The organism is Luteimonas sp. YGD11-2 (genome assembly GCF_004118975.1).
GTDB classification, from domain to species: domain Bacteria; phylum Pseudomonadota; class Gammaproteobacteria; order Xanthomonadales; family Xanthomonadaceae; genus Luteimonas; species Luteimonas muca.
Genome location: NZ_CP035376.1, coordinates 2,553,167 through 2,566,003, shown reverse-complemented (window position 1 = coordinate 2,566,003; position 12,837 = coordinate 2,553,167). Strand labels below are relative to the sequence as shown.

Sequence of the window (12,837 nt, the reverse complement as noted above, 5' to 3'; positions counted from 1 at the left end):
CGACGCCGTCCGCGACTAGCGCGTGTACAGCAACCGGTTCGGCGAACCGCTGCCGATGCCGCTCAGGCGGTTGGTGGTGGCGTTGGTGTAGAGCCAGTTGCGCACCGTGGCCGGCGATGCCGACGGATTGTTGGTGAGGTACAGCGCCGCCGCACCGGCCACGTGCGGGGACGCCATCGACGTGCCGCTGATGGTGTTGGAGGCCGAGGTGCTGGTCGACCATGCCGAGGTGATCGACGAGCCGGGCGCGAAGATGTTCACGCAGCTGCCGTAGTTGGAGAACGACGAGCGCGCGTCGGTGGAGGTGGTCGAGCCCACCGTCACCGCGTTGGTCACCCGTGCCGGCGAGTAGTTGCACGCATTGGCATTGCTGTTGCCGGCTGCGACCACCACGGTCACGCCGCTATTGATCAGGTTGTTGGTGGCGTTGTCGGTGGCGGTGGATGCGCCGCCGCCCAGGCTCATGTTGGCCACCGCCGGCAGCACGCGGTTGGCGCGCACCCAGTCGATACCGGCGATGATCGTCGAGTTGGTGCTGCCGCCGGTGCAGCCGAACACGCGTACCGGGACCAGCCGCACCTGCTTGGCCACGCCCCAGGTCGAGCCGCCGATCGTGCCTGCGACATGGGTGCCGTGGCCATTGCAGTCATTGGTGCCACGGCCGTCGCTGATCGCCGAGTAGCCCGACAGCAGCCGGCTACCGAACTGGGTATGGCCGGTGCGGATGCCGGAGTCGATGACATAGGCGCGTACGTTCGACGCGGTCGGTGTGTAGATGTAGGTGCCGTTCAACGGGCGGTCGCGCTGGTCGACGCGATCCAGGCCCCAGGTGGCGTTGTTCTGCGTGGCGGAGAGTTCGACGTAGCCGTCCTCCTCGATATAGGCCACGCGCGGGTCATGCAGCAGCTTCTGGATCACGCGCTGGTCTGCGCGCACCGCCATGCCCTGCAATGCATGCGAGTACACCGCATCCACGGTGACCGGGAAGCGGGCGGCGATGTCCACCACCATGTTCTCCACCTCGGCCACGCGCGCGGCCTTCGCCGTGGCGTCGATGCCGCCATCGTGCGCGTCGGCGAGCCTGGTGCGGACGCCATCCTCGTGGAAGACCACGATGTACTGGCCGGGCACGGGTTGTTCGGCCTTGCGCAATTCCCCGGCCAGCGCGGTGCCGGAGAGGGCGACGGACAGTGCGAGTACGAGCACGCATTGCTTGAGCATGACTTCCTCCAATGAAGAACGTGACGGAACCGATCCCCCCGCGTTGCCTGAGCGAGATGCCGTGACCGGGTCGGGTGTTGTCAACCACTGGTGCGCGTGGGCTGCGCTGTTTGCGATGCCGGACAGACCTGAACTGTGCTGCAGACCCGCTGGCCGTTCATGCAAGCGTTTGCACGCCATGTGCCGGAATGGCGTTTGACGCGCTGCGTCACCGCATTGCGCGGAAGTCGGCACGTTTGCGTTGCTATGCTTCAGCGGTCTTCACGGAGATCGACATGCGAACCTTTTTGCTCTGCTGCGCACTTCTGCTGGGTGCACCCGATGCCGCGCTTGCGCAGGCGCAACCGACGGCGCTGGTGATCCATGGCGGCGCCGGTGTCATCGAGCGCAAGGCCATGTCGGCCGATGCCGAGCGCGCGATACGCGAGACGCTTGATGCCGCGCTCGACGCCGGGCACGCGGTGCTGGCGGGCGGCGGCGCCGCGCTCGATGCGGTCGAGGCCAGCGTGCGCGTGCTGGAGGAGTCGCCACACTTCAACGCCGGCAAGGGCGCGGTGTTCAATGCCGAAGGACGCCACGAACTGGATGCATCGGTGATGGAGGGTCATACCCGGCGCGCCGGTGCGGTGGCGGCGGTATCGACCGTGCGCAGCCCGGTGCGGCTCGCACGCCGGGTCATGGAACAGTCGCCGCACGTGATGCTGATCGGTGATGGCGCCGAGCGCTTCGCCGACGACCACACCGATCTCGAGCGCGTGCCCAACGACTGGTTCGATACCCCGCAGCGCCGCGAGCAGCTCCAGCGCGCGCAGGCCAACGAGGCGCAACGCCAGGCAGGGCTCGACGTGCCGGTCGCGCGCGATGCCTACTTCGGCACGGTGGGCGCGGTCGCGCTCGATGCCCACGGCCATATCGCCGCGGCCACGTCCACCGGCGGCATGACCAACAAACGCTGGGGCCGCGTCGGCGATGCGCCGATCATCGGTGCCGGTACCTGGGCCGATGATCGCTGCGGCGTGTCGGCAACCGGCTGGGGCGAGTTCTTCATCCGCAACGCGGTCGCGCACGACATCTGCGCGCGGGTGGCGTATCGCGGCGACAGCCTCGCCGATGCGGCCGGCCACGTCATCGGCGAGGTCATCCCGGCGCAGGGCGGGGATGGCGGGGTGATCGCGCTCGATGCGCAGGGCAACATCGCGCTGCCGTTCAATACGCCGGGCATGTATCGCGGGTGGATCGGCGCCGACGGGCGACGCGGCGTGGCGATCTTCGGAGACGAGTGACGCCGCAGCCGCGACCTCGGGTCGACCCTATCCGGGTTGGCCCCGGCTTGTGGGCGCGGGCCGCGCGCGCCGAGACTGCAGGCATCCTCGCTGCAGCGGAACACCTGCCATGACCGCGATCGCAAACCACACCATTGCCTGGGGCGACACGCTGTCGCAGATCGCCCAGCGCAACGGCTCCACCATCGATGCGCTGATGGCGCTGAACCCTAGCATCAGCAACCCTGACGTGATCTACGCCGGCGCCTCGCTGCGGCTGGGCGGTGGCGAGGGCGCGGCGGGTGCCGACAGCGCCTCCACCGCGATCGGCACCCGGGCCGTGGCCGGCACCGATGCCATGGCCCGCGGTGGCAACGCCGCATCGATCGCGCAGCAGTTCCTCGGCACCCATGTCGGCGAGCTCAAGCACAGCGGCCAGCTGCCCATGCAGACCTGGGTGCCGGACAACGTGAACTGCGCGAACTTCGTGTCCGCCTGCCTGCAGGAGGCGGGGGTGATCGACGCCAGCCAGGGCAGTGCGTCGGTGGACCAGCTGGCCAGCAACCTCAAGGGTGACGGCTGGCAGACCGTTTCCCTGCAGGACGCGCGTCCGGGCGACGTGGTGCTGATGCAGCGCGACGGCCAATCGCATGTCGTGCTGTTTTCCGGCTTCGAGAACGGGCAACCGCGCTTCATCGGTTCCAACAACGTCAACAACGACGGCACCCAGAGCATCAGCTGGGGTGGCGCTTCGGGACGCTACGAGATCATCACCCCGCCACGCTGACCCCATCGCGCATGAGAAAGGCCCGGTCACTGACCGGGCCTTTCGCGTTGTCGGGCCTGCGGACGAGCGTGGCCGTGGCGTATCGTCGTGTTGCGGCGTTGCCGACCGTTGCGACGTATCGCCGTCAGCGCTCAGAACCCGAACAGCTGGCGCGGCGCGGCGTGCGTGGTCGGCCAGGTGAGCCAGGCGACATCGCCCGGGCCGATGGCGTGGTCCACCAGCATCCATGCGTCGCTGTCCTCGTCGCGGCGCAGCAGCGCGACGTGCAGATCGGACATGCCGCCCTGCGCGGCGCGCTCCGCGAACGTAGTGCCGGCGTAGTCCGGCCGGCCGCCACCCGGCGCCTCGAGGCGTCCCTGCACGAACGCCCATGGGCCGAGGGTGTCCACGCGCTCGATGCGCACCGTCGCGCGCTGGTCGGTGGCTGCGAGCACCGGTGCGGCCGCCGCATCGGCGATGGCCGCATGGTCGGGGTCGTCAGGCAGCAGGGCCACCGGCGTGGTCTGGGCGAACGTATTGGACATGGTGGCAACTCCGGTTGGAATTTCAGCAGGCGAATCCGCAGGTGTGCCGAGGCTGCACGTGTCCGGGATCCCGACCATCACCCGTGCGCATCACCGGCCGAGGTACGCGCCGACAAGCCGGCGCCACAGTGCATAGCCCTGCGCATTGAGGTGCAGCCCGTCGGCCAGGAACAGCTCGGCACGTGGGCGGCCGTCGGCATCGAGCATCGGGGTGAACACGTCGATGTAGTCGACATCCGGCTGGCGCCGGGCCCAGTCGGCGATCAGTGCGTTCGCCTCGCGCTGCTGCCCGAGCCGGTGCGCGTTGAACGGACTGGGCTTGATCGCGATGAAGGCGACCGGCGTTCCGGGCAACTCGCGATGGATGCGGGCGGCGAAGCGGCGCGCATCGGCGGCGACCTGTGCGGGGTTGCGCCCGGACATCAGGTCGTTGTCGCCGGAATAGATCAGCACGCGGCGCGGCCGGTAGCGGATCGCGATCTCGTCGGCGTAATGCACGGCATCGCGGAACTGCGAACCGCCGAAGCCGCGGTTGAGCACCGGCAGGTCGCCGAACGCGCGCTCCAGGTCAGGCCACATCCGCACCGACGAGCTGCCGGTGAACACCACCGGTCGCATCGGCGGCGGCCGCGCGGCATCTTCGGCGGCGAAACGCGCCATGTCCTCGATCCAGGCCGGTGACGACACCGGATCCAGCGGCAGTGCCCCGGGCGTCGCCGCAGCCGGGAGCGTTCCGGCACCCGCGATGCCGGTGCACAGCAAGGTGGCGGCCAGCAGGCTGCGGAGCAGGCGGAGCGTGAACGGCATCGGCGGCATCGCATCGCGGGTGGATGGCCAGTCAAGCAGGGCGGTGGGCGCGATGCAAACCCGGGGCCGCCACGCTGACGGCGTGTGTATCCGCTGTGGCAGAATGTCGGGCTTCCGGCCCGTCACAGTGCCCGCGATCCGATGTCCATGACTGCCGCGTTTTCCGTATTGTCCGCGCGCCGTCGCGGCACGCGGTCCGTTCCCACCGGCCCGGCGCCGCGGGATCCCGCGTGAGCGATGGACGGCACCGGACACTGGCCGCGCGGCCCGGCAAGGATGTGGAAGGCGACGGTATGGTCGGTGCAGGGCCTGCGCGCGGCGTGGCTGCACGAATCGTCGTTCCGGCTGGAAGTGTGCCTGCTGGTGGTGCTGGCTCCGCTCGCGATCTGGCTGGGCGCCGACGGGGTGGAGCGCGCGCTGCTGCTGGGAAGCTGCCTGCTGGTGCTCACGGTGGAGCTGCTGAACTCCGCGATCGAGGCGGTGATCGAGCGCTTCGGCGGGGAGTGGCACGCGCTGGCCGGGCGGGCCAAGGACATGGGATCGGCCGCGGTGTTCGTGGCGATGCTGAACGTACTGCTGGTGTGGGGGCTGATCCTGCTCCCGCGCTGGTTCTGACCGGCCCCGGCCGGATCGACTGAGGCGACCAAGACGATGATGGAACTGTTGACCGACCCGCAGGTGTGGATCCTGCTGGTGACGCTGGCCGCGATCGAGATCGTGCTCGGCATCGACAACCTGGTGTTCATTTCGATCGCCGTAGGCAAGCTGCCGATCGAGCGGCGGGAGTTCGCACGCAAGTTCGGTATCGCGGTGGCCTGCATCACCCGCGTGGGCCTGCTGCTGACGCTGGCGTGGCTGGCGCGGTTGACCGATCCGCTGTTCGAACTGTTCGGGCGCGGCGTCTCGGTACGCGACCTGATCCTGATCCTCGGCGGCCTGTTCCTCATCGTGAAGGGCGCGATGGAGATCCGCGAGCAGCTCAAGGGCGAGGAGCACGGCGATGTGAGCGCGGCGGGCGCGGCAACGGCCTCGTTCGGCTCGGTGATCGCGCAGATCGCGGTGATCGACATCGTGTTCTCGCTGGATTCGGTGATCGCGGCGGTGGGCATGGCCGGCGACTACGTGCCGGTGATGGTGGCGGCGATCCTGATCGCGGTGGCGGTGATGCTGCTGGCCGCGCAGCCGCTGGGTCGCTTCATCGATGCCAACCCGACGGTGAAGATGCTGGCGCTTGCCTTCATCGTGCTGATCGGCGTGTACCTCACCTTCGACGGTTTCGGCCTGCATATCCCGAAGGGCTATATCTACGGTGCGATGGGCTTCTCGGCGTTCGTCGAGATCCTCAACCTGTGGGCCAAGCGCAACACCATGCGCAACCAGGGCCGGGTGGTGCCGCCGGTCGACGAGCCGCGCCATCCGATGCCGCGTTGACGGTGGTGATGATTCCGCGGCCGGCGTCGCCGGTCGCGTACGCATGAGCCCAGGAGGCGCAGTCCGATGACGATCCTGCACCAGATCGATCCCGTGGCCTTCTCGCTGCCGGCGTTCGAGCTGTTCGGCCGCCAGTTCCACCCGCAGGTGCACTGGTACGGGCTGATGTACCTGGTCGCCTTCGCCAGCGCGTGGCTGCTGGGGCGCGCGCGGATCCGTGCCAGCCGGCTGCCCGGTGTCGACTACAACGCCTTCGGCGACCTGCTGTTCTACTGCATGTTCGGCGTGATCCTCGGTGGGCGCGTCGGCTATGTGCTGTTCTATGCGTTCGGTGATTTCATCGCCGACCCGTCGATGCTGCTGCGGCCCTGGGAAGGCGGCATGAGTTTCCACGGCGGCCTGCTGGGCGTGCTGCTGGCGGCGTGGCTGTGGGCACGCCGGCAGCGGCTGCACTTCTTCGACGTGATGGATTTCGGTGCGCCGCTGGTGCCGCTGGGGCTGGGCGTGGGTCGCATCGGCAACTGGATCGGTGGCGAGCTCTGGGGCCGGCAGACCGATGGCAGCTGGGGCGTGGTGTTTCCGAAGTCACTGCCGCAGCCGTTCTGGAGCATGGACCTCGAGTCACTGCGGGCGCTGCATGCCAGTGGTGCACTCGACACCTACGCGCGACACCCGTCGCAGCTCTACCAGGCCGTCCTCGAGGGCGTGGTGCTGTTCGCGATCGTGTGGATCTATTCGATGAAGCCGCGCCGTCGTTTCGCGGTGTCGGGCAGCTTCGCGCTGGGCTATGGCGTGTTCCGCTTCATCGTCGAGTTCGTCCGCGAGCCGGATGCGCAGCTGGGCTACCTCGCGTTCGGCTGGTTGACGATGGGCCAGGTGCTGAGCCTGCCGCTGATCGCGCTCGGCCTGTTCCTGTTCTGGAGGTCACGCACGGCGCCGGTGCTCGAACCGCAGCCGGCACCCGCGCCAGCGGGGACGCGCTGACATGCGCGCCTATCTCGATCTGCTGCGGCATGTGCTCGAGCACGGTGCTGAGAAGTCGGACCGCACCGGCACCGGCACGCGCAGCGTGTTCGGCTGGCAGATGCGGTTCGACCTCAACGCGGGGTTCCCGCTGGTCACCACCAAGAAGCTGCACCTGCGCTCGATCATCCATGAGCTGCTGTGGTTCCTGAAGGGCGAGACCAACATCGGTTACCTGCGCGACAACCGGGTCGGCATCTGGGACGAATGGGCCGATGCCGATGGCGAGCTCGGCCCGGTGTATGGCAAGCAGTGGCGGCGCTGGGACGATGGCCGCGGTGGCGAGATCGACCAGATCCGCTGGGTGGTCGACGAGATCCGCCGCAACCCGGATTCGCGCAGGCTGGTGGTCAGTGCCTGGAACGTTGCCGACCTGCCGGCGATGGCGCTGCAACCCTGCCATGCGCTGTTCCAGTTCTACGTGGTGGATGGGAAGCTCAGCTGCCAGCTCTACCAGCGCAGCGGCGACATCTTCCTCGGCGTGCCGTTCAACATCGCAAGCTATGCACTGCTCACGCACATGGTCGCGCAGGTGACCGGGCTGGGCGTCGGTGACTTCGTGCATACCCTGGGCGACGCGCACCTGTATTCGAACCATTACGAACAGGCACGCGAGCAGCTCTCCCGTGAGCCGCTGCCACTGCCGCGCCTGCGGCTCAATCCGGACGTGACCGACCTGTTCGCGTTCGGATACGACGACATCGAAGTGGTCGACTACCACCCGCATCCGGCGATCCGGGCGCCCGTGGCGGTCTGATGGCAGCCGGCCGCCCACGCATCAGCCTGGTGGCGGCGCTGGACCGCCGGCGTGCCATCGGCCGCGACAACGCGATGCCCTGGCACCTGCCGGACGATCTGAGGCGGTTCAAGCGGATTACCCTCGGCAAGCCGGTGCTGATGGGGCGACGCACCGCGGAATCGCTGGGGCGTGCGCTGCCTGGCCGCGACAACCTGGTGCTGACCCGCAGCGGCCAGGTGCCATTCGACGGCATGCGCGCGATCGGCACGCTCGATGACGCCCTCGCCCTGGACGTTCCGGAGCTGTGCGTGATCGGGGGCGGCGAGATCTACGCACTGACCCTGCCGCTGGCCGACGTGCTCCACCTCACCCATGTGGATACGGAGGCGGAAAGCGCCGACGCGTTCTTCCCGGAATGGGATGACGGCGGCTGGATCGCGGGGCCGGTCGAGCATCATCCGGCCGATGCCCGACACGCACTGCCGTTCGACTTCGTCGACTACACGCGCGTCGTCGACCACGCACCCGACGCCGGCTAGGTGTGATCTCTCAGTAGGTTGTTCATCCGGGGTGATCCCGGAAGACTGGAGGTGCGAATCAGCCACCCCTCCAGGAGCCCCGGATGAACCTGCATAAACATGCCCGTCTTACGCCTCGCGGTCGAGCCCTTCTGGTGGAGCGGGTGATCGACCAAGGCCTGCGGGTCGAGGAAGCTGCGCACGCGGCGGGCGTGAGCGTCAGGACCGCATACAAGTGGCTGCGCCGCTTTCGCGAGGAAGGCTGGGCCGGCTTGGATGATCGGTCATCGCGACCGCATCGGTGCCCGCATGCCACACCGCCATCGGTGGCCGCAGAGGTGACCGCTCTGCGTCGTCAGCGTCAGACCTACCGCCAGATCTCATTGGCTTTGCCTGTCGGCCTCAGCACCATTGCCCGGCTGATGCGCCGCGCCGGGCTGCACCGGCTGGCCGAGCTTGAGCCGGCGCGCCCGGATAACCGCTACGAGTATCACCAGGCCGGGGACCTGTTGCATCTGGACATCAAGAAGCTGGGCCGCTTCTGGCGCCCTGGCCATCGGATCACGGGCGATCGCCAAGGCGCGTCCGAGGGCGCAGGCTGGGAGTTCGTCCACCTTGCCATCGACGATCACTCACGGGTCGCCTTCGGCACCATCGAAGGCGATGAGCGCGGATCCAGCGCTTGCCGCGCACTGCTTCAAGCCTTGCGCTACTACCGCGGTCTGGGAGTCACTTTCACCCGGGTGATGACCGACAACGGTGCCTGCTACAAGTCCCGGCGCTTCTGCCGGCTCCTGCGCCGCCTGGGCCTGCGCCATCTGCGCACGCGACCCTACACCCCGCGTACCAACGGCAAGGCCGAACGCCTGGTCCAGACCGCTTTGCGCGAATGGGCCTATGCCTGTTCCTACGACAGCTCGGAGCAGCGCCGGCACGCTCTTCCTCGCTGGCTGCACCAGTACAACTGGCACCGGCCGCACGCCAGCCTTGGCTACCAACCCCCAATCAGCCGCATCCAGCTTCCACTGAACAACGTCCTGGGTTTACACAGCAAGGCCGGCCCGTTCCGCGAGCCCCGGGCCTCAGCCGCGGCGCTCGCCCTCGGGCACATCACGACCGGGCACCTGCACCACGCGCAGCTCATCGGTATCGAGCTGCAGGGCCGTGAGCCGTCCGCCCCAGACCGCACCGGTATCGATCGCGTGCACGCCATGGCCGATGAAGAGGCCGAGCGTGGACCAGTGTCCGCAGACCAGCTTCAGGTCGCGTTCGGCGCGTCCCGGCACCTCGTACCACGGATACAGGCCCGCGGCCTGCGTGCCGGGCGCACCCTTCTCCTCGAACGCGATGCGTCCACGCGGGGTGCAGTAACGCATGCGCGTGAACACGTTGATGATCGCGCGGTCGCGGTCCACGCCGCGCAACCCCGGCGACCATGCCGGCTTGTCGCCATACATATGGCGCAGCAGCTTGCGATACCCGCCGCCGCGCAGGCGCTCGTGCACTTCGGCGGCGTGCGCTTCGGCGTCGCAGGTGGTCCACCGGGGCGCGAGCCCGGCGTGCACCATCATCCAGCCGAGCTCGCGGTCGGCATGCACCAGCGGGCAGCCGCGCAGCCACTCCAGCAGATCGTCGCGATCGGGAGCGAACAGCACCCGCTGCAGGTCCGGGTTGACCCGGCGCTGCTGCGCCTCGTCACGGCCGCCGATCGCCAGCAGCGAGAGGTCATGGTTGCCGAGTACCACGGTGGCCGACCCGCGCAGCGAATGCACCAGCCGCAGCGTTTCCAGCGACTCGCCGCCGCGGTTGACCAGGTCGCCACAGAACCACAGCCGGTCGACCGCCGGATCGAAGCGGAGCTTCTCCAGGAGTCGCTGCGTGGGACCGTAGCAGCCCTGCAGGTCGCCGATTGCCCAGACCGCCATGCGCGCGGCCTAGTGCAACGTACGCGGGACGGACAGCGTGAACGGCGGGATCGGCGCGTCGAAGCGCGTTCCGTCTTCGCCGACCATGTCGTAACGGCCCTGCATGCTGCCGACCGCGGTCTCGAGCACCGCGCCGGAGGTGTATTCGAACTGCTCGCCGGGTTCGATCAACGGCTGCTCGCCGACCACGCCTTCGCCATGCACTTCGTCGACCTTGCCGTTGCCGTCGGTGATGATCCAGTGACGCGAAACCAGTTGCGCCGCGCGCCGGCCGAGGTTGCGGATGCGGATCGTGTAGGCGAACACGTAACGGTCGTGGTCCGGCTCGGATTCCTCGTCGAGGAACTGCGTCGCGATCTGGATTTCCAGCGTGTAGTCCGGTCTCTCGTCCATGCGCACAGTGTATCGCCCGCAGCCGCAAAGAGCGGGTGAGGCGGGTTGCGCATGACGCATTACGCGTCCGCTTGAAGCTTCGACAGCGCGATGAAGTCCGCGACCTCGAGCTGTTCGGCGCGCTGCCCCGGTTCGATGCCCGCGGCTGCGATCGCATCGGCGGACAGCAGTCCGCCGAGCGCATTGCGCAGGGTCTTGCGGCGCTGTCCGAAGGCCGCGCGCACGATCGCCGCGAAGCGGGCACGGTCATCCACCGCTACGCGCGCTGGCGGCTTTGGCACCAGCCGCACCACCGCCGAGTCGACTTTCGGTGGCGGCCGGAACGCGCCGGGCCCGACGGTGAACAGCGGGGTCACATCACACCAGGCCTGCAGCATCACGCTCAGCCGGCCGTAGACCTTGCTGCCGGGGCCGGCCGCCATGCGGTCGACCACTTCCTTCTGCAGCATGAAGTGCATGTCGACGACGGCCCCGGCATGGTCGAGCGCGTGGAACAGGATCGGCGAGGAGATGTTGTAGGGCAGGTTGCCGACCAGCCGCAGCGCGCCCCCGGCGCCGGCGAGTTCGCTGAAGTCGACCTTGAGCACATCGCGGTGCACGATCGACAGCTCACCGATGGGCGCGGCGGCCGCGGTCAGCGGCGCGATCAGGTCGCGGTCGAACTCGATCACCGTCAGCGCGCCATGCGCGCGCAGCAGCGGGAAGGTCAGCGCCCCCTGGCCGGGACCGATCTCGACGATGCGCTCGCCGGGCTTCGGGTCGATCGCGTGCACGATGCGGTCGATGACGCCGCGCTCGTGGAGGAAATGCTGGCCCAGCGCCTTCTTGGCGCGGCCGAAGCCGGTGTCGGTGGTGTCGATGCTCACAGCAGGCGGGTTCCAGGAGGGACGTCGGCATCCGGCACGCACAGGGCCACCCGGCCCTGCGCGTCGTGGAAGCCGGTGACCAGGCATTGCGACATCAGTGGGCCGATCTGCCGTGGCGGAAAGTTCACCACCGCCACGACCAGTCGGCCGACCAGCGAATCCGGCGTGTACAGATCGGTGATCTGCGCGCTGGACTTGCGCACGCCGATCTCCGGGCCGAAGTCCACGTCGAGCACGTAGGCGGGTTTGCGCGCCTCCGCGAACACGCGCGCGCTGAGCACGCGGCCCACGCGCAGGTCCACGCGTTCGAACTCGTCCCAGCCGATCGTCGGCATTGCTGCGGGTTCCGTCATGCACGTGCGTCCGCGGTGTGGCGCCCCGCCAGCTGCGCGCAGGTGGCAATGGCCGCAAACAGGCTCGACGGGTCGGCAGTGCCGCGTCCGGCCAGGTCGAGCGCGGTGCCATGGTCCACCGCCACGCGCGGGTAGGGCAGGCCGAGGGTGAGGTTGACCGCCTGCTCGAAGCCGCTGTACTTCAGCACCGGCAGGCCCTGGTCGTGGTACATCGCAAGCACCGCGTCGAACTGCGCAAGCCGTGCCGGCAGGAAGGCGGTATCGGCCGGCAGCGGACCGCGCAGGTCGAAGCCGTCCGCGGCGCGCAGGCGCGCCAGCAACGGTGCGATGACGTCGAGTTCCTCGCGGCCCAGGTGACCGTCCTCGCCGGCATGCGGGTTCAGGCCCAGGACCGCGATGACCGGGTGCGGGTGGCCGAAGTCGCGGCGCAGCGCGGTGTGCAGGATCCGCAGCACGCGTTCGAGCAGTGTCGCGTCGATGGCGTCGGGGACAGCGCGCAGCGGCAGGTGGGTGGTCGCCAGTGCCACCCGGACGATGTCGTTGGCCAGCATCATCACCACCTCGCGGCCGGCATGGCGCGCCAGCAGTTCGGTGGTGCCGGTGTAGGCAATGCCGCCGTCGTTGATGGCCGCCTTGTGCACGGGCCCGGTGACCAGGCCGTCGCAGGCACCCGACAGGCAGGCATCGGCGGCCGCGGTCAGCGCAGCGATCACCGCGCGCGCGTTGGCCGGGTCGGCCTCGCCGAAGCGCAGCGGGCGTGCATTGCGATACTCGACCAGGCGCACCCCGGGCACGTCGGCCGGCGCGTCATGCGGGATCAGTTCCGGGATGGGCTGGCCGGTGGCTTCGGCCGCACGGCGCAGGGTGTCGCCGTCGCCGAAGACCACGAGGTCGGCATCCCAACCCCGTGCGAGGGCTGCGACGCACAGTTCCGGCCCGACGCCGGCCGGTTCACCCGGGACCAGCGCGAGCCGGGGACGCCGCATCC

Annotated in this window: 15 protein-coding genes and 1 pseudogene; 8 read left to right on the top strand and 8 right to left on the bottom strand. The window is 68.9% G+C overall.

Features of this window, described 5'->3' with window-relative positions; genetic code table 11:
• Nucleotides 1-15: 15 nt before the first annotated feature.
• Nucleotides 16-1,221, bottom strand: coding sequence for a S8 family peptidase (locus ERL55_RS11885; protein ID WP_129136603.1), 1,206 nt, complete (start codon nucleotides 1,219-1,221; stop codon nucleotides 16-18).
• 275 nt (nucleotides 1,222-1,496) lie between these two features.
• Here ERL55_RS11885 and ERL55_RS11880 point away from each other — a divergent pair, with 275 nt between their 5' ends.
• Together ERL55_RS11880 and ERL55_RS11875 are read left to right on the top strand one after the other, a co-directional pair.
• On the top strand, nucleotides 1,497-2,504 hold the full coding sequence (locus tag ERL55_RS11880) for an isoaspartyl peptidase/L-asparaginase (RefSeq protein ID WP_129136602.1): 1,008 nt from the start codon (nucleotides 1,497-1,499) through the stop codon (nucleotides 2,502-2,504).
• Nucleotides 2,505-2,613: 109 nt separating this feature from the next.
• Nucleotides 2,614-3,270: a LysM peptidoglycan-binding domain-containing protein gene (locus ERL55_RS11875; RefSeq protein WP_164972190.1), complete on the top strand. Its 657-nt coding sequence runs from the start codon at nucleotides 2,614-2,616 to the stop codon at nucleotides 3,268-3,270.
• A gap of 131 nt (nucleotides 3,271-3,401) precedes the next feature.
• On the opposite strand, the gene ERL55_RS11870 is transcribed toward ERL55_RS11875, so the two are convergent.
• Both ERL55_RS11870 and ERL55_RS11865 read right to left on the bottom strand, forming a co-directional pair.
• The gene (locus ERL55_RS11870; protein WP_129136600.1) at nucleotides 3,402-3,794 is read right to left on the bottom strand and encodes a hypothetical protein; all 393 of its coding nucleotides are present in this window, start codon (nucleotides 3,792-3,794) and stop codon (nucleotides 3,402-3,404) included.
• A gap of 90 nt (nucleotides 3,795-3,884) precedes the next feature.
• Nucleotides 3,885-4,601, bottom strand: a complete 717-nt coding sequence (locus ERL55_RS11865) for an SGNH/GDSL hydrolase family protein (RefSeq protein WP_129136599.1) — start codon at nucleotides 4,599-4,601, stop codon at nucleotides 3,885-3,887.
• Between the two features lie 237 nt (nucleotides 4,602-4,838).
• On the opposite strand from ERL55_RS11865, the gene ERL55_RS11860 reads away from it, so the two are divergent.
• From ERL55_RS11860 to ERL55_RS11835, 6 genes and pseudogenes are all read left to right on the top strand, one after another.
• Complete coding sequence (locus ERL55_RS11860) at nucleotides 4,839-5,216, top strand: diacylglycerol kinase (protein ID WP_129136598.1); 378 nt, start codon at nucleotides 4,839-4,841, stop codon at nucleotides 5,214-5,216.
• 36 nt (nucleotides 5,217-5,252) lie between these two features.
• A complete protein-coding gene (locus tag ERL55_RS11855) occupies nucleotides 5,253-6,032 on the top strand; it encodes a TerC family protein (RefSeq protein WP_129136597.1) in 780 nt (259 codons plus the stop codon).
• A gap of 66 nt (nucleotides 6,033-6,098) precedes the next feature.
• Nucleotides 6,099-7,016 (top strand): prolipoprotein diacylglyceryl transferase, encoded by a 918-nt coding sequence (gene lgt / locus ERL55_RS11850; protein ID WP_129136596.1) that lies wholly within the window; start codon nucleotides 6,099-6,101, stop codon nucleotides 7,014-7,016.
• Between the two features lies 1 nt (nucleotide 7,017).
• On the top strand, nucleotides 7,018-7,812 hold the full coding sequence (locus ERL55_RS11845) for a thymidylate synthase (RefSeq protein ID WP_129136595.1): 795 nt from the start codon (nucleotides 7,018-7,020) through the stop codon (nucleotides 7,810-7,812).
• Complete coding sequence (locus ERL55_RS11840; RefSeq protein WP_206733314.1) at nucleotides 7,812-8,333, top strand: dihydrofolate reductase; 522 nt, start codon at nucleotides 7,812-7,814, stop codon at nucleotides 8,331-8,333. Before ERL55_RS11845 ends, ERL55_RS11840 begins: the two co-directional genes overlap by 1 nt.
• An 83-nt stretch (nucleotides 8,334-8,416) precedes the next feature.
• Nucleotides 8,417-9,364: pseudogene (locus tag ERL55_RS11835) on the top strand (IS481 family transposase); the annotation flags it as partial.
• A gap of 30 nt (nucleotides 9,365-9,394) precedes the next feature.
• Here the strand turns inward: ERL55_RS11835 and ERL55_RS11830 are convergent.
• The 5 genes from ERL55_RS11830 to pdxA are packed head-to-tail and all read right to left on the bottom strand — an operon-like array spanning nucleotide 9,395 to nucleotide 12,835.
• The gene (locus tag ERL55_RS11830; RefSeq protein WP_129136594.1) at nucleotides 9,395-10,237 is read right to left on the bottom strand and encodes a symmetrical bis(5'-nucleosyl)-tetraphosphatase; all 843 of its coding nucleotides are present in this window, start codon (nucleotides 10,235-10,237) and stop codon (nucleotides 9,395-9,397) included.
• 9 nt (nucleotides 10,238-10,246) lie between these two features.
• Nucleotides 10,247-10,630, bottom strand: a complete 384-nt coding sequence (gene apaG, locus ERL55_RS11825) for a Co2+/Mg2+ efflux protein ApaG (protein ID WP_129136593.1) — start codon at nucleotides 10,628-10,630, stop codon at nucleotides 10,247-10,249.
• Between the two features lie 59 nt (nucleotides 10,631-10,689).
• Nucleotides 10,690-11,490 (bottom strand): 16S rRNA (adenine(1518)-N(6)/adenine(1519)-N(6))-dimethyltransferase RsmA, encoded by an 801-nt coding sequence (rsmA, locus tag ERL55_RS11820; RefSeq protein ID WP_241685891.1) that lies wholly within the window; start codon nucleotides 11,488-11,490, stop codon nucleotides 10,690-10,692.
• 2 nt (nucleotides 11,491-11,492) lie between these two features.
• Nucleotides 11,493-11,831, bottom strand: coding sequence for a tRNA-binding protein (locus ERL55_RS11815; RefSeq protein WP_129137327.1), 339 nt, complete (start codon nucleotides 11,829-11,831; stop codon nucleotides 11,493-11,495).
• A 14-nt stretch (nucleotides 11,832-11,845) separates the two neighbouring features.
• Complete coding sequence (gene pdxA / locus ERL55_RS11810) at nucleotides 11,846-12,835, bottom strand: 4-hydroxythreonine-4-phosphate dehydrogenase PdxA (RefSeq protein ID WP_129136591.1); 990 nt, start codon at nucleotides 12,833-12,835, stop codon at nucleotides 11,846-11,848.
• Nucleotides 12,836-12,837 lie beyond the last annotated feature (2 nt).